Annotated in this window: 18 protein-coding genes; 3 read left to right on the top strand and 15 right to left on the bottom strand. The window is 67.5% G+C overall.

Annotation, left to right across the window (positions count from 1 at the left end; genetic code table 11):
• The first annotated feature begins 9 nt into the window (after positions 1–9).
• On the top strand, positions 10–423 hold the full coding sequence (locus HJG44_RS15955; protein WP_171219328.1) for a MerR family transcriptional regulator: 414 nt from the start codon (positions 10–12) through the stop codon (positions 421–423).
• 318 nt (positions 424–741) lie between these two features.
• Here the strand turns inward: HJG44_RS15955 and HJG44_RS15950 are convergent, their stop codons facing one another.
• Entirely contained in the window at positions 742–1,083 is a 342-nt protein-coding gene (locus HJG44_RS15950) for a nucleotidyltransferase family protein (protein WP_210261146.1), read from the bottom strand.
• 87 nt (positions 1,084–1,170) lie between these two features.
• On the opposite strand from HJG44_RS15950, the gene HJG44_RS15945 reads away from it, so the two are divergent.
• Positions 1,171–1,422, top strand: a complete 252-nt coding sequence (locus HJG44_RS15945; protein ID WP_171219326.1) for a hypothetical protein — start codon at positions 1,171–1,173, stop codon at positions 1,420–1,422.
• Positions 1,423–1,545: 123 nt separating this feature from the next.
• Positions 1,546–1,809 carry a hypothetical protein gene (locus HJG44_RS15940; RefSeq protein ID WP_171219325.1) on the top strand — a complete coding sequence of 88 codons (264 nt, stop codon included), beginning with the start codon at positions 1,546–1,548 and terminating at the stop codon, positions 1,807–1,809.
• Positions 1,810–1,858: 49 nt separating this feature from the next.
• Here the strand turns inward: HJG44_RS15940 and HJG44_RS24255 are convergent, their stop codons facing one another.
• From HJG44_RS24255 to HJG44_RS15870, 14 genes are all read right to left on the bottom strand, one after another.
• Entirely contained in the window at positions 1,859–2,875 is a 1,017-nt protein-coding gene (locus HJG44_RS24255) for a sigma factor-like helix-turn-helix DNA-binding protein (protein ID WP_171219324.1), read from the bottom strand.
• A 985-nt stretch (positions 2,876–3,860) separates the two neighbouring features.
• Positions 3,861–4,403, bottom strand: coding sequence for a hypothetical protein (locus HJG44_RS15930; protein WP_171219323.1), 543 nt, complete (start codon positions 4,401–4,403; stop codon positions 3,861–3,863).
• A 10-nt stretch (positions 4,404–4,413) separates the two neighbouring features.
• On the bottom strand, positions 4,414–4,950 hold the full coding sequence (locus tag HJG44_RS15925) for a hypothetical protein (RefSeq protein WP_171219322.1): 537 nt from the start codon (positions 4,948–4,950) through the stop codon (positions 4,414–4,416).
• A gap of 279 nt (positions 4,951–5,229) precedes the next feature.
• Positions 5,230–7,674, bottom strand: a complete 2,445-nt coding sequence (locus tag HJG44_RS15920; RefSeq protein ID WP_171219321.1) for a heavy metal translocating P-type ATPase — start codon at positions 7,672–7,674, stop codon at positions 5,230–5,232.
• Positions 7,675–7,761: 87 nt separating this feature from the next.
• A complete protein-coding gene (locus tag HJG44_RS15915; RefSeq protein ID WP_171219320.1) occupies positions 7,762–8,199 on the bottom strand; it encodes a hypothetical protein in 438 nt (145 codons plus the stop codon).
• Positions 8,196–8,495, bottom strand: coding sequence for a DUF5676 family membrane protein (locus HJG44_RS15910; RefSeq protein WP_171219319.1), 300 nt, complete (start codon positions 8,493–8,495; stop codon positions 8,196–8,198). Before HJG44_RS15910 ends, HJG44_RS15915 begins: the two co-directional genes overlap by 4 nt.
• 340 nt (positions 8,496–8,835) lie before the next feature.
• On the bottom strand, positions 8,836–10,047 hold the full coding sequence (locus HJG44_RS15905; protein ID WP_346767182.1) for an MFS transporter: 1,212 nt from the start codon (positions 10,045–10,047) through the stop codon (positions 8,836–8,838).
• Positions 10,044–11,471, bottom strand: a complete 1,428-nt coding sequence (locus tag HJG44_RS15900) for an FAD-dependent oxidoreductase (protein ID WP_171219317.1) — start codon at positions 11,469–11,471, stop codon at positions 10,044–10,046. The genes HJG44_RS15905 and HJG44_RS15900 overlap by 4 nt, the downstream gene beginning before the upstream one ends.
• Before the next feature lie 40 nt (positions 11,472–11,511).
• A complete protein-coding gene (locus HJG44_RS15895) occupies positions 11,512–11,832 on the bottom strand; it encodes an ArsR/SmtB family transcription factor (RefSeq protein WP_171219316.1) in 321 nt (106 codons plus the stop codon).
• Between the two features lie 54 nt (positions 11,833–11,886).
• Complete coding sequence (locus tag HJG44_RS15890) at positions 11,887–12,612, bottom strand: sulfite exporter TauE/SafE family protein (RefSeq protein ID WP_171219315.1); 726 nt, start codon at positions 12,610–12,612, stop codon at positions 11,887–11,889.
• Positions 12,613–12,646: 34 nt separating this feature from the next.
• The gene (gene arsB / locus HJG44_RS15885; protein WP_171219314.1) at positions 12,647–13,711 is read right to left on the bottom strand and encodes an ACR3 family arsenite efflux transporter; all 1,065 of its coding nucleotides are present in this window, start codon (positions 13,709–13,711) and stop codon (positions 12,647–12,649) included.
• Positions 13,712–13,719: 8 nt separating this feature from the next.
• Positions 13,720–14,142, bottom strand: a complete 423-nt coding sequence (arsC, locus tag HJG44_RS15880; protein ID WP_171219313.1) for an arsenate reductase (glutaredoxin) — start codon at positions 14,140–14,142, stop codon at positions 13,720–13,722.
• Complete coding sequence (locus HJG44_RS15875; RefSeq protein WP_171219312.1) at positions 14,142–14,669, bottom strand: arsenate reductase ArsC; 528 nt, start codon at positions 14,667–14,669, stop codon at positions 14,142–14,144. Before HJG44_RS15875 ends, arsC begins: the two co-directional genes overlap by 1 nt.
• Complete coding sequence (locus HJG44_RS15870; protein ID WP_210261184.1) at positions 14,662–14,976, bottom strand: ArsR/SmtB family transcription factor; 315 nt, start codon at positions 14,974–14,976, stop codon at positions 14,662–14,664. Before HJG44_RS15870 ends, HJG44_RS15875 begins: the two co-directional genes overlap by 8 nt.
• Positions 14,977–15,034 lie beyond the last annotated feature (58 nt).

Raw genomic sequence — 15,034 nt, 5'->3', positions numbered from 1 at the left:
AAGAGAAAGATGGTCACAGCCGTGATTGGCATTAGGATCGGGCAGCTCGCCCAAGCGGCTGGGATCAATCTTGAGACGGTGCGCTACTATGAGCGCATCGGCCTCATGCCTGCCCCTCACCGAACCCGTGCAGGGCATCGGGCTTACGACCCGATACACGTCCGACGATTGTCCTTCATTCGCCATGCGCGAGAGTTGGGTTTCAGCATCGACGCGATCCGAGCCCTACTGGTACTGAGCGAACCAACTCAGCGGTCATGCGCCGAAGTCAGGGACATCGCGAGCTCTCATCTCGTCGAGGTCCGAACCAAGCTTGCCCACCTCTCCCGGCTTGAGGGCATCCTGTTCGAAACAGTGAGCCGATGCAGTGGCGAGCCCACGCCGGTGTGCCCGGTCCTCGACATGCTCGACGCGAAATTGTGACCGTCGGGTTCCCCGCGGAGACTCCTGGCCGAGAAGCCGAAGGCGACCGGAACCGTGAATAGAAACGCAGCCGTCGCCCAAGCGCTTGGTCACTCAGCGCGGCCTGAGCCACGTGAATAGAAGCGCTCCCGCAGGGCTTCTCAGGCCTGCGCGTCCGCACCCATGCGGCTGCTTGCTTAGGATCAGCTGCCCTCCGGGAGCGAATGCGCCCTTCGTCGTCGACGAGGACGTCATGGCGCTTCCGCAAGCGTGCGGTCTTCCCCCGCATTGACGTCTGTTCCTGCGAACGAGCTCCGCCTTTCGGATCTCGCCGGGTCACTACCGGCCTATCCGTACGGCATAACCCACGATCTCGCGGGCCAGCGTGTTGGCGACCGCCACGTCCCGCAGGAACTCCCGGCTGAACGCGCAGAGCACGTCCGCGTAGACCCCGCTGCCCCGGGCCGTGTCGAAACCGAGCGCCGGGTCGAGGAGCGCCTCGTCGGCGCCGTCGGGCAGCAGAACGAGACAATCCCAGTCGCTGTCCGGCCGTGCCGTCCCCTTGGCTCGGCTCCCGAACAGGAGCACGGCCTCCGGCGAATAAGTCTCCTCGATCCGGGCGACGAGGGTCCGGAGCTCGGGGATGTCCGCCGCGCGCGGGATCAGGGTCGCTATGGACACCTCCGGCATCGAGCGCCGGGATGAGCCTGCCGGAGCAGAACCGCTCGTTGGGTTGACGCCTTCTCCCGGATCCGGACGATCAACCCCATGAAGGCCGGCAACTACCATCGCGTGATCCTCGTCGACGAAGACGACCGGCCGTGGGCCGTCCCCTTCGGCAGGGACGCGAAGGCTGAACACGAGCGGCATCGCTGCGAAGGACTGCGCGACTGGCTCGGCATCGACCCCACGGCAACGACCGTCGGTGAGGCCCGGTGCAGGCTAATGGAGCCGTGCAAGGACTGGGCACTCGCCGAACCGGCTGTTACCGGCGCCGCGACGGTGCTGGTCCTGAACTAGGTCGATGCACGGCGTTGGCGCAACAAGGCGGCGCCGATCCGTCTTCGGGACGTGTCGGGCGGCGGGGACAGGCCGTTCGGAGCGGACCAGGAGCACGACGGCCTAGTCACGGCCTGGGACTGCGTGGGCGCGGCGCTGGCCGCGTTTCGGGAGGAAGATCGCACCCTCATCCGGGCCATGGCCGAAGCCCTCGCGGGCGGACGCCTGGCGATGACATTTGACCCGCGGAATGGTCCGATCCTCGTCCTTGCCGACAGGGTGCCCGGGATGGCGCACCTGGCATGGATCGCCCGCGCCGCAATCACGGCGGACCGGGCATCGCAACGCTTCGACGCCGTCGTGCGCGCCGGGGCGCAGCCCGAGAACCACCCGGTCCCCGCTCCTTGAACAGGGGCACGCGGTCGCGTCCTGCCCGGGCGGACGAAGGTGGCCGACATCATGTTCCGGTGCGGGCCCCCGATACCTGCTCGGGAGCGCGCTCGCCCCGTCGTGTGTCCGCCGTCCGCGCGACGCGGAGCAACGTGCGCAGGCTTTCCTCGCTCAACCCTGCCGCCCACGGGCGGGGCAGAACATCCGCGATGTCCAAGTCCGCTTTCCCCACGTACTGGGCGAGCGGCGACACCGCATTTTCTCCCCAGAGGCGCTCGAACACGGGCGAGGCGAGCCCTTTGGCCTCGATCTTCCGAGCCCATTCGGCCGTGATGCCGAGATCGGCCGCGCATTCCCTGTAGGTGAGGCACTTGCCGTCGACGCCGAGCCGCCGTCTGAGAATCAGCGCGGTCCGGGCCGGAAGCTTCCGCATCGCATCCTCCACAGCCCCGAGCACCGTCTCCTCCGGTTTCCAGGATCTCTCGCGTTGCGCTTCGAGCCATACGGGCAGCCGCTCCTCGCAGTATGCGTCGACGGCCTCCCGGAATTTTCGAACTCTGCCCCAACCCCAGTCAGGAGCGGCCAGGAAATAGCTGGCCGGCACGGTGCGGAGATCGCCGACGGTGCTGAACTCGCTCAACGCGGCTTGGGTCGCCGGCGGCAGCCGCATCCTGGACAGGGGCTCGTCGTAGAACCAATCGGGGTAGACCTGGTCCAACACGGTCGGCCCGGCTGACGTCCCGCCGCCACGGGCTGCAGCAACACGGGCCGGCCCGTACAGATCCGGGCGGACGTGCCGAATACCTCCAGCGGGACGGTCAATGATGTCGAGCCAGCCGTCCGCTCGGCGAACGGTCCGCACCGATTTGGTGCGCGCTGCGGCTTCCGGCGTGATCTGGACGGTGTCTGGCGAGCGGTGCGCCGGCGGATCGAGCCCGGCTTGATCCGGCTGGGCGATGTACGCTCCTTTGGCCTGAGTGGTTGACCAGAAACGCAAGGCTTGCGTCACCAGCCTGAAGTGCCTGCTGCGCCAGGTGCCTCCCACCAGGTAGAACAAGACGTAAGGTATGGGGGCCTGCGCCACCGACGAACTCCCGTTTTTGCACGGGATCTCCCACCCGCTGCGGCAGGTAGATAGGATTCGGATCCGCAAGCCGGCCGCAAGCCGGCTCGGGCCTCAAGGTAAACGACCCTCCTGCGCGGTGAGCGCGGAGCCGGAGCGAGCTCTCGATCACGGTAACCGACGAGCGACCTACGAGGTGGACCTGTTCGCGCGAAGCAGCGCCGGGTTTTCGCCGGCTTCGGCGGGGTTGAACTCTGATGCGGACTCTATGGTGGAGTGGGTGCCGGCTGGCTCTGTTGCGGATCGTGCATCGCATCCTCTGGCAGCACGGGCAGACCCCCGCCGCTTGAGGTTGCTGGCCCTGTTTGGAGGGTATCGTCAGCCCGTGCCGGGCTGATGCTGATCGGACCGCGTGGGGGTTTCCGCCATCACCGGGGCCGCCGCGAGTCTGGCCTCGACCGCAAGGGTGACGAGTGTGAGCTTCATGCGCATGAGCTTCTTCGGTTGGCGGTGAGCCTACGCCCGCTCGCGAACTTAGCGGCGAGATGCCTGACCGCTCACCGCGCGTTGTCGGGTTAGCTCTCGGAAGCACTCCTGTGAGCGAACTCTACCGTGCCTCGCCTATATGGAAAACGGGCCCGTTGGAGCGGGTCTGCCCCAGTGAAGATGAGCCGCGACCGAAACGCGACCGGGCTCTCGACAAGAAGCCTTGCACGGAGCCGCTTCTCGTCGGGCACGAACATGGCTGTCTTCAAGTATCGTGCCTCGTGCCTGACCCAGGCAGGCACGAGGAGCCCCCATCGCCGTGCGAGGTGCTCCCCCGATCCGCCGATGAACGCATCCGCCCTCTCCTGTCCGAGGAGCGGTGGCTCCTGACGCAACAGCGATTGTTGACGAGCCGGATCGCCGTCACAGCCGTAGAAAACGTCGAGGAACTCTCGGAGATGGTGCTCCCAGTCGCCATCTTCCCCCGCGCGAACTGCGACCTCGTGTAACGACGACGGTCTCATCTCCCAAACACGCTTCCGAAGCGGGCCTGCGCGTCCACCGGAGGGTCTTCGTCGTATATGGACCGGTAAAGACGCGCCAACTCCTCTTCGTCTGAAAGCCCGAGGTGCGAAGCAAGCTGGCGGGCGTCTCCCACATCCCTGTTGCCCCGGTTCACGTTCGCGAGCGCCTGGAGCTTCATCGCGAGTAGATAGTGCGGTTTCGCTAGGAACACCCGCAACCCAGGCCGACGACCGACCGGGTAACTATTCGACGCGGTGAAGAGCGCCGGGGTGAACATCCCGACCGCATTGTTCAGCCAATCGGGGTCGAGTTCCATCTGGGCGGCAACGACGCCCAGCGACGGAGCGAGCAGATTTTCGTCGAAGCCCTCGCGCACGACGGCGTCGACGTCCTCCGTAGACCGCCTCCAGTCAAACTGCAGCATAACGGCACCACCGCCGTAGACGGCAAGCTCCACAAAGACCTTGCGACGGGCCAGGTCCTCCCCTAGGAGCTCGAACGCCTGACGAAGGCGCTCCGCATCAAACGGCTGCCGCACTGTCCGACCTCTACGGAGCACCGTAGACGGCCAACTCACGCTCGACGTGACGAAGGTGGCCTGAGAGCGAGGCGATCTCCTCGTGAGCGTCGCGCAACCGCTCCTCCAAACTTTCTTTTTCGATTTCCAGGATCGCTCGCCTGCGCTTCTCGCCGCGGCGGAGCCGCCTTGCGACCGTCCGCCCGAGTGTGCTCCGGCGCACGGCGCCCTCAAGGTCCCGCAACGAGATGCCTTCGACCGCGGCGGCGTAGTCCTGACATTCAGGCCCCGGTTCCAGAACCCACTTGGGCTCTCCTCGGACCGTGATCACGCGAGGGATCGTCGTGTCCCTCACACGATGGGTGAAATAAGCAACCTTCCGGTCGAAGATCTTGGCAGGTGTCGTGACCGCACGTTTGTCGCCATCGATGTCCCTATCGAACGCCGACACCATCAGGATGCGGTAATCACGATCATCGTGAGTGGCGGTCAAGAAGGTGTAGGCGCCCTCTTCGACACCCGCCAGCACCGCCTGCCAATCATCTATCCACGCTCGCACTGTCGACAAGGAGGATCCCCAGGTACAATTTCACCGACTTAGCGCCACCATTCCCTGAGGTCAAGTCTGCTCCGGTGAGAGCGTTCGCAGCACCGCGCGCTCCGAACCAAGGCAGCGACCTTGAGAGCGGTACCCTCGTCCATTCGGGCGGTCCGATTTGCCGTCCCCGCGTCTGTGTTCCAGAGCCGTTCGTACCAAAACCTGCTCGCTCTCAACCAACCGAGCCCTGAGGCCGGACAACAACACCTTCCCTGACAGAGAGGGTAGCCGGCCCGGCCCTTGGGTCAGTCAGATCTCGGTCGCCCGGAGCCGAAGCGAGTTCGCGATGACGCTGACGGAGGACAGCGCCATGGCCGCGGCCGCGATGACGGGCGAGAGCAGGATGCCAAACACCGGGTACAGCACGCCCGCTGCGATGGGCACGCCGGCCGCATTGTAGATGAATGCGAAGAACAGGTTCTGCCTGATGTTACCCATGGTCGCGCGGGACAGCCGAAGCGCCCGCACGATGCCGGTGAGGTCGCCCCTCAGCAGGGTCACACCGGCGCTTTCCATCGCGACGTCCGTGCCGGTTCCCATGGCGATGCCGACATCCGCTGCCGCGAGCGCCGGGGCGTCGTTGACCCCATCGCCGGCCATGGCGACGACCTTGCCTTGCGCCTTGTATCGGGCGACCACCTCGGCCTTGCCATCAGGGAGCACCTCGGCCTCGACCGCGTCGATCCCAAGCCTCGCCGCGACGGCCTTGGCAGTCGTCCAGTTGTCGCCTGTCAGCATGATGACGCGGATGCCCTCTTCGTGGAGCGCGCGAAGCGCCTCAGGGGTGGTCGCCTTCACCGGGTCGGCGATGCCGAACGTCCCGGCGAGGCGTCCGTCAACCGCCGCGAAAATCGCGGTGGCGCCGTCGAGCCGCAGCATTTCCGCCTGGTCCGCCAGCCCCGTGACGTCGACGCCCTGCTCACGCAGGAAGGCCTGGTTGCCGAGTGCGATCCGGTGGCCCTCGACCGTCCCGAGCGCACCCCGTCCGACCGGGCTATCGAAATCACCAACAGCGGCCAGCGCCAGGCCGCGTGTCTCCGCCGCATGAACGATGGCCTGCGCGAGCGGGTGTTCGCTGGCGCGCTCGACGCTCGCCGAGAGCCGGAGGAGCTCCGCTTCATCGAAGCCCGGCGCCGGGATGATGGCGGTGACCGCGGGCTTGCCCTCGGTCAGGGTACCGGTCTTGTCGACGACGAGCGTGTCGATCTTCTCCATCCGCTCCAACGCTTCCGCATTGCGGATGAGGACGCCCGCTCCGGCGCCCCGTCCGACGCCGACCATGATCGACATGGGCGTGGCAAGCCCGAGCGCGCACGGACAGGCGATGATCAGCACCGCTACCGCCGCGAGCAGTGCATAGGTGAAGCGCGGCTCAGGCCCGAAAGCCCACCAGACGCCAAAGGCGACCAGTGCAACCGCGATGACGGCCGGGACGAACCAGCCCGAAACCTGGTCGGCGAGGCGCTGGATCGGTGCGCGCGAGCGCTGCGCGTCGGCTACCAGCTGGACGATCTGCGCCAGCATCGTGTCGCGCCCGACCTTGTCGGCGTGGATCACGAGGCCGCCGCTCTGGTTGAGCGTCCCGCCGATGACCTTGGCATCGACGTCCTTGCTGACGGGCATCGACTCGCCCGTCACCATGCTTTCATCGACGGAGGAACGACCCTCCACGACCGTGCCATCAACCGGCACCTTCTCGCCCGGCCGAACCCTGAGACGGTCCCCGACCTGCACCTGATCGAGCCCGACTTCCTCATCGGTCCCATCCGGCCGAAGGCGGCGTGCTGTCTTGGGAGATAGATCGAGCAGAGCGCGGATGGCGCCGCTCGTGCTCTCGCGTGCCCTGAGCTCCAGCACCTGACCGAGGAGAACCAACACGGTGATGACCGCTGCCGCCTCGAAGTAGACCGGCACAGCCCCGTCGTGGCCACGCAACTCCGGCGGGAAGAGGCCCGGCGCGAAGGTGGCAACCACGCTGTAGATCCAGGCCGCTCCCGTACCGATGGCGATCAGCGTGAACATGTTCAGGTTGCGGCTGACGAGCGAGCGCCAGCCGCGCTCGAAGAACGGCCACCCGGCCCACAGCACGACCGGCGTCGCCAGCACTAGCTGCGCCCAATTCGAATTCTGCTGCCCGATGCGGTCGACGATGCCGAGAAGGTGCCCGCCCATCTCCAGGAGGACCACCGGAAGGGTCAGGACGAGCCCGACCCAGAACCGGCGCGTCATGTCGACGAGTTCTTCGTTCGGCCCTGCATCTGCCATCGCGAGCACCGGCTCCAACGCCATGCCGCAGATCGGGCAAGATCCCGGCCCGACTTGGCGGATCTCGGGATGCATCGGACAGGTGTAAATCGTGCCCTCGGGAACGGGTGCGGCCGTGGCCTTCTCCGGCGCGAGATACTTCTGCGGATCGGCCAGGAACTTGGTCCGGCAGCCGGCGGAGCAGAAATAGTAGGTGTGACCCGCATGCTCGGCCCGGTGCTCGGCCGTGTGCGGGTCCACGTTCATCCCGCAGACTGGGTCCTTCACGGTCCCGGGAGCCGGGGCGGCGTGCGCGTGCGCGCCGTGACCATGTCGGCCGTCGTGCTCGTGATGGTGATGGCCGCCGCCGCAGCAGGAGGACTTGGCCCCTTCGACGGTATGGTCGGGTGCCGGGGCGTGCCCGCCGCAGCAGGACTTCTCGTTCGCCATGGGAGATCCTTTCTCCCGTCCCATGTGGGGCCTCCTATCATGGGAAGGTCAAGATGCCTTGCAGCTCATGGACGAGCGTGCGGCTTGTCAGTCTCCAACGCGCGAAGACGAGAAGAGCACCAGGGCGGCTACCCAGATCGCAACCGGGATGAGCAGAGCCCAGCGGAAGTCGGACCCGATCTGGAAGTTGATGAACGACATCAGCGCGACGGATGGCAACCCGGCCGCGCCTACCAAGCCTGCGCCGGCGAGGCGGTGTGGCCGGGCGCGCAGCAGCGCAGCAACGGCGAGAAGAAGCAACCCGGCCGCCGCGGCCTGCCCTCCGAGGACAACCAGCACGCGGTCGGCCCAATCGGGGAACCCCGGCGCGACGGCTGCCAGATTGCCAAGGTTCGCTCCTATCGCGCGCTCGTCCTCGGGCAAGAGCGTGGGTCGCAGCGCGATGAAGTACGTGCCAAGCCCGATCTGGTACGTTCCCCAGAGTGCCAGCAGTCCCCGCACAAGCGCGGACGACGCGTGCGTCAAGCGTGGGCGAGCCGGTTGTAGACAGGGACAAACAGTGCCGCCGCAACCCACGCGCCTGCGACGCTGCCAAGGATCCCCTGAACAAAGCTGCGGTACACATCGCTCGGGTCGGTGGCGAACAGCACCACCCAGCCGTGTGTCACCCCGGCGTTCGGCCAAAGCAGAGCGAACGCGTAGCAAAGAACGAAGAGTCCGACGAGGGTCGCCGTGAGGGCCGTTCCCGTCGCAACGAGGCTGAGCGGTCCAGAGTAAAGCGTAGCCGGCGAAGTTCCCCTTCCGGCAGTGAGCGTGGCCATGTCATCCTCCTCCTGGACGGTGGAAGTCTGCAGGATAACTCGGGCGCACGTCCTGTTACTTGATCAGCATCAAGGCCCGAGGTTCCCGGAGTCCCCTGGCCCGATCCCGACGTCAGTCATCTCGGCTGCAGTAGCCAAGCTGACCGCCATGGGTTCGGCTTACGCCGGCACCGGGACGATTTCCGCCGCGCATTCGCCGGACTGGATGCCCTGAGATGCGCTCCTGTTCGCAACGGCCCGTCCAATCCAGCGCGGATCGCTCTCCCAGCCCTATGGGAACCCCATCGCCGAAAACCTGACAAAAGCCGGATGCGGGCAGAGCCCGGCCCGGCGTATCAAATCACTGCGCATTCGAAGTCGACGACCCCTCAAACACCGGCTCCGGACGCACTTGCGAACGCAGTACCGCGACGAGCGCCACGTTGATCAACGCGATGACAACCAGCCCGGCGTAGGTGCCGCCGGCACCCCACCGGGCGAGCAGGACCGCCCCGAGTGATGGGGCTAAAGCTTGGGCGACGAGACCCGGACCGGCGAGGCGACCCGCCAGCGCTGGGTAGCGGTCCGGCCCGAACAGAGCGAGCGGGAGCGCCCCACGCGCGATGGAGTAGATGCCGTTTCCACTACCGTAGAGGATTAGCCCCAAGGCCGGCAGGGGCAATCCGACCCACAGCAGCACGAGCCCGAGCGCGATCAGGATCATGGCCGCAGCAAGGGTCCAATACGGGTGGTGTTTCCCGCCAAACGCCATCTCGACCACCCGCGCCGCCACCTGAGACGGGCCGACCAAGGCTCCGAGCCCGACCGCCGTCGCCAGGGACAGCCCGCTCTCCTGGAGGAGGGTGATCAGGTGAACCGACACGACCGACGTCGTCGCTCCGGCCGAGACCCAGATCCCAGCGAGGATCAGGAAAGCGCGATGGTCAGATCCGGAAAGCGAGACGGCCACTTTTCGCGTCTGCCCTCGGGGAGTGCTGGCCCCGGCCGCGTTCGTGCGCAAGGTGACGAGAAGGAGAGGCAGCGAGACCGCGATCTGGACCGCGGCGTAGACGAAGCAGGCACCCCGCCAGCCGAGCCGCTCGACGAGCAGCGCCGACAAGGGCCAGCAGACCGTGCTCGCGAACCCGCCCCACAAGGTCAGGTGCGTGATCGCCGAGCGGGCCTTCTCCCGGTAGAGCCAGCCGAGCGCGGAGAAGGCCGCGTCGTACAGGCCGGCGCCCATGCCCGCCCCGAGAACCGCCCACGCAAGCAGGTACACGCCAAGGTTCGGCGCCGCCCCGAGCAGCGCCAGCCCGAGCCCGAGCAGGAGCGCCGAACCGCCCAGCACCGGCCGGCCGCCGTGCTCGCCGACAAGACGCCCGACGCGGGGCGAGACGAGGCCGGCGACGAGCAGGCCGAGCGACAGCCCGCCGACCACCCACGGCAGAGGCCAGCCGGTGTCGGACGAGATCGGGACGGCAAGGACCGCCAGCAGATAGTAGGACGAGCCCCAAGCGAGGATCTGGGTGATCCCGAGGGTGGTGATCACCACCGCCCGGCTGTGCGCCGTCACTCCGCCTTCCCGCAGCAGCCCGACACGACCGGAGGCGTGGGCGCCTCCGCCGGGCCGCAGCCGCATCCCCGTCCGGTCGTAGCCTTCGCCTCGGCGTCAGCCATGCAGCACGCGTCGACCTCCGGAGCAGGGCCACCGCAGCAGGACGACGAAACATTCGCGTCGGCATTCGGCGCGCCGGAGCACACGCCCGTCTCGGGCAGGGTGAGTTGGACGTTGTCCGCCGCGACCATGTCCCCGGCGAGGGCGGCGGCTATCGAGCGGACCTGTTCGTAGCCGGTCATCATGAGGAAGGTCGGCGCCCGCCCGTAGCTCTTGATCCCGGCCGTGTAGAAACCGGGCTCCGGATGCGAGAGCTCGCGGTGGCCGTGCGGGTACACCGTCCCACAGGAATGCAGGTTCGGGTCAACCAGCGGCCCGAGCGCCTCAGTGCTCTCCAGCGACGGATCGAGCTTGAGCCGAAGCTCGCGCGTCAGCGCCAGGTCGGGCCGCTGCCCGGTCGCGGCCACGATGCGGTCCACCGGGCCGAGCGAGCGCCGGCCCTTGGCCGTATCGCCGTCCACGATCAGCCGGCCGTCCTCCTCCCGGACCGAAGCAACCCCGAAGCCGGTGACGAGGGTGACACGGCCGCTCTCGACAAGGTCCTTGAGCGCGGTGCCGAGCTCGCCGCGGGCGGCCAGCTTGTCTGCCGCGCCGCCGCCGAACACCCGCATCAGGTTCGTACCTCGGGTCGCCCAGACCGCGTTCGTGCGCGGATCGCGCTCGGCCAGCCGAGCAAGGTCGAGGAGGACGTTCGCGGCGGAGTGGCCGGCGCCGACCACAAGGGTGGTCCGTCCGGCATAAGCATCGCGGTCGCGGCCGAGCACGTCCGGGATGCCGTAGGCGATGCGGTGGGCCAAGGCTTCCTCGCCGTCCGCCGCGAGCCCGCCGGCCCCGAGCGGGTTCGGGCTCGTCCAGGTGCCGGAGGTGTCGATGACGGCCCGCGCCAGGTCGCGGCGGCCACCCCGCTCCGAGCGAACGGCCAGGAGGAACGGGCGGTCACCCCGGTCCTTGCTCACGACCTTGTCGATGCCGAGCCGCCCCATGGCGGTGACCTTCGCGCCGGTTTCGACGACGGCGGCGATCTCCGGCGTCTCGGACAAGGGGGCCAGATAAGCGTCAACGAGATCCTGCCCCGTCGGGTAGACGTCGGCCGGCGGCTCCTGCCAGCCGTGCCGCATCAGGATCGCCCGGGCGACTGGGTCGACGTTGAACTCCCAAGGCGAGAACAGTCGAACATGCCCCCAATCGCGTACGTTCGCTGCGACGCTCGGGCCTGCCTCGTAGACCTTCACCGGCAAGCCGCGCTCGATCAGATGGGCGGCGGCTGCGAGCCCGACCGGGCCGGCACCAACGACCGCGACAGGAAGCTCTCCGTCCGACATTTCTGGTCCTCCTAGAAAGATCGAAATATGAGGCGCGACATCACGCGGCAGCATCGGTCGTGCCGGTCTCGCAGGCCGCGTCGGCGCAGCACTCGTCGGCCATGAAGCCGAGCAGGGCGTTCATCGCCTCGTAGTTCGCTCGCGAGATCAGGGTTGTGGCCTGCCGCTCCTGGGTGACCAGCCCGGTCAGGATGAGCCGGTGCAGGTGATGCGACAGGGTCGACGCCGGGATGCCAAGCTTTTCTTGCAGGCGCCCGACAGGCATGCCGGCGTGCCCAGCCCGGACCAGTGTGCGGTACACCTCAAGCCGGGTCGGGCTGCCCAGAGCCTCAAGCTGCTTGGCGGCTTGTTCGACGTTCATCGAAATAGCATGCGCGCCTTCGGCGGACGCGTCAACACGGTTGCTACCTCGCAGCTACGGCCCGAGGAGCATGCGGGCGCCGGCCATCGCGAGCAGCGCGCTTAGGAGGTAACGCAGCGCCTGGATGGGCAAGCGCTGAACCGCCAGCCACGAACCGGCGAAGCCGCCTACGGCCACGGCAAGCAGCCATAGCGGGAGCTCTGAGGGCAAGAACTTCAAGGTGGCCCAAGCTCCGAGCATGGCCGCGCAGGAATTCAGGAGGTTGAAGACGGCTGAGATGGCCGCGGCCTGCCGGATCTCGACCCATCGCAGCGCCAGGACGAGGGGCGCAAGGAAAATCCCGCCCCCCACGCCCGTCACGCCCGACACGAACCCGATCCCCGCTCCGGCCATCAACGCTGGCAGGAACGGCGGCTCGTGGATCGCGTCGGCGTCCGCCAGTTGGCGACCCCGTAGCGTCTGCAGGGCAGCGGCGATCAGCAAGGCTCCGACGAGCGGCCGATAGAGGGAAGCATCGAGATGCGTGGCCCCGCCCAGAACGGAGAACGGCGCGCCCAAGATCGCGAACGGGTAGCAGGTGCGCCAGGTCAGCATGCCGGCCTTCGCGAACCTGGCGGTGCCGATGGCCGAGACGAGCACGTTTAACGCGAGCGCGGTCGGCTTGATGACGGCGGGCGCGAAGCCAGTGAGCCCCATCAGGGCGATATAGCCCGTACCTCCCGCCTGCCCGACGGAGGCGTACAGCACGGCGACAACGAGAAGGCTCGCCGCGAACAGCATCGGTTACGTGCTTTGCCCCTCTCGCGAGCGCAGCTTAGCCGATGCGCGGGGCTTGTCTCAGCTCCGGGCGGCTTTCGGCGCCCCGCTCGTACCAGCCCTGGGACCGGTTCACGATCCATACGACAGTCAGCATCACCGGCACCTCGATGAGGACGCCCACCACGGTCGCGAGCGCCGCGCCCGAGTTGAAACCAAACAGGCTGATGGCCGCCGCCACCGCGAGCTCGAAAAAGTTCGATGCTCCGATCAGCGCGGACGGACCGGCGACGCAGTGCTGCTCCCCGGCGACGCGGTTCAGGACGTAAGCGAGCCCGGCGTTGAAGTAGACCTGGATCAGGATCGGGACGGCCAAGAGCGCGATGACGAGTGGCTGCGCCAGGATCTGCTCGCCCTGGAAGCCGAAGAGGAGGACCAAGGTGGCGAGGAGCGCGACGAGGCTGATCGGCCCGAGCCGCTTCAGGAGCGCGTCGAGCGCGGGCTGGCCGCCCGAGGCCAGCAAGCTTCGCCGGAGCACCTGCGCCACGATCACGGGCAGCACGATGTAGAGCACGACGGACAGGACGAGCGTGCCCCAGGGAACCGTGATGGACGACAGTCCGAGCAGGAGCCCGACGATCGGCGCGAAGGCGACGACCATGATCGTGTCGTTCAGTGCGACCTGGCTCAGCGTGAAATGCGGCTCGCCGCGGGTCAGGTGTGACCACACGAAGACCATGGCGGTGCACGGGGCGGCCGCCAGGATGATGAGGCCGGCGATGTAGCTGTTGATCTGGGCCGCCGGCAGGTACGGCCGGAAGAGCCACGCGACGAAGAGCCAGCCCAGCGCCGCCATGGAGAACGGCTTCACGGCCCAGTTGATGAAGAGCGTGACGCCGATGCCGCGCCAGTGCCGCCCGACATGCCGGAGCGAGGCAAAGTCGATCTTGAGCAGCATGGGGATGACCATGAGCCAGATCAGGACGGCCACGGGCAGGTTCACCTTGGCAACCTCGGCAGCACCGACCGCCTGAAAGAACCCGGGCATCACGTGGCCGAGCGCGATGCCGACCACGATGCACAGGGCGACCCATAGGGTCAGGTATCTCTCGAAGGTGGACATCGTCGTTCCTATGCGGTGATGCGGCGGCCGCAGTCATCCGTGACGCGCTCGCCGTCTTCCTTGACGAAAGCGCCGCGCTGGGGCGGCAGGAGATCGAGGACGAGCTCGGACGGTCGGCACAGGCGCACGCCCTTCGGGGACACGACCAGCGGTCGATTGATCAGGATCGGGTGCGCCTCGACCGCATGGAGGAGGTCGTCCTCGGTCAGGTCGGGGTTGCCCAGCCCGAGCTCGGCGAAGGGAGTGCCCTTCTGGCGCAGGATCTCCCGCACAGTCAGGCCGGCTCGGTCGAGCATCTGGACCAGGAGCGCGCGCGACGGCGGCGCCTTCAGGTACTCGACGACGTGCGGCTCGACCCCGGCGTTGCGGATCATCGCCAACGTGTTCCGGGACGTTCCGCAATCCGGGTTGTGGTAGATGACGACGTCCATCAGGCGACTACCGGCCTGCCGGTTGATGCGCCCTCCATGTGCCCGATCTCGCGCACCCGGCTCGTCAGCGCGAGTTGGTCGAGGCTGGCGACGGGAAGCGACAGTAGGACGGCGATGCGGTTGCGCAGGTAACGGGCAGCGGTAACGAACGCCCGCTCGCGCTCGATCTCCGGGCCCTCGACCCGGGACGGGTCCTCAATCCCCCAATGGGCCGTGATGGGTTGCCCCGGCCATACCGGGCAGACCTCGCCGGCCGCGTCGTCACAGACCGTGATCACCATGTCCATGACCGGCGCGCCAGGCTTGGCGAACTCGTCCCACGTCTTGGAACGCAGACGGTCGGTCGGAATGCCCTCGTCCGCGAGGACCTTGAGGGCGAGCGGCTTCGGGCCGGGCCCGCCCTCGCTCCCTGCCGAGAAAGCCCGGAAGCGGCCGCCGCCCAGATGATTAAGGAGGGCCTCGGCGAGGATGGAGCGGGCCGAATTGTGGGTGCAGAGGAACAGGACGTTGTAGACGCGCTCAGGCATCGGCGAGCTCCTTGGCGGGCGAGCAGCAATCCGTCAGCGCCGCGACCGCCGGCGCGCAGATCTCGGGATGGCCGGAGCAACAATCGCGCATCAGGAACGCGACGAGGCCGGATAGGGCCGGGAGGTTCGCGCTGTAGATGATGGAGCGCGACGCGCGTCGGGACTGAACGAGCCCCGAATGCTCCAGGTCCTTGAGGTGGAAAGACAGGTTTGATGATGAAACGCCGAGCCGCTCGGCAGGGAGCGGCTTCGGGCCGGGCCCGCCCTCGCTCCCTGCCGAGAAAGCCCGGAAGCGGCCGCCGCCCAGATGATTAAGGAGGGCCTCGGCGAGGATGGAGCGGGCCGAATTGTGGGTGCAGAGGAAC

It is taken from the genome of Enterovirga aerilata (genome assembly GCF_013044135.1).
GTDB classification, from domain to species: domain Bacteria; phylum Pseudomonadota; class Alphaproteobacteria; order Rhizobiales; family Beijerinckiaceae; genus Enterovirga; species Enterovirga aerilata.
This window is presented reverse-complemented; position numbering and strand designations above follow the sequence as displayed.

Coding starts and splice junctions, on each gene's coding strand:
- HJG44_RS15955 (WP_171219328.1), top strand. CDS start 10: ATGGTCACAGCCGTGATTGGCATTAGGATCGGGCAGCTCGCCCAAGCG.
- HJG44_RS15945 (WP_171219326.1), top strand. CDS start 1,171: ATGAAGGCCGGCAACTACCATCGCGTGATCCTCGTCGACGAAGACGAC.
- HJG44_RS15920 (WP_171219321.1), bottom strand. CDS start 7,674: ATGGCGAACGAGAAGTCCTGCTGCGGCGGGCACGCCCCGGCACCCGAC.
- HJG44_RS15910 (WP_171219319.1), bottom strand. CDS start 8,495: ATGGCCACGCTCACTGCCGGAAGGGGAACTTCGCCGGCTACGCTTTAC.
- HJG44_RS15900 (WP_171219317.1), bottom strand. CDS start 11,471: ATGTCGGACGGAGAGCTTCCTGTCGCGGTCGTTGGTGCCGGCCCGGTC.
- HJG44_RS15895 (WP_171219316.1), bottom strand. CDS start 11,832: ATGAACGTCGAACAAGCCGCCAAGCAGCTTGAGGCTCTGGGCAGCCCG.
- HJG44_RS15890 (WP_171219315.1), bottom strand. CDS start 12,612: ATGCTGTTCGCGGCGAGCCTTCTCGTTGTCGCCGTGCTGTACGCCTCC.
- arsB (WP_171219314.1), bottom strand. CDS start 13,711: ATGTCCACCTTCGAGAGATACCTGACCCTATGGGTCGCCCTGTGCATC.
- arsC (WP_171219313.1), bottom strand. CDS start 14,142: ATGGACGTCGTCATCTACCACAACCCGGATTGCGGAACGTCCCGGAAC.
- HJG44_RS15875 (WP_171219312.1), bottom strand. CDS start 14,669: ATGCCTGAGCGCGTCTACAACGTCCTGTTCCTCTGCACCCACAATTCG.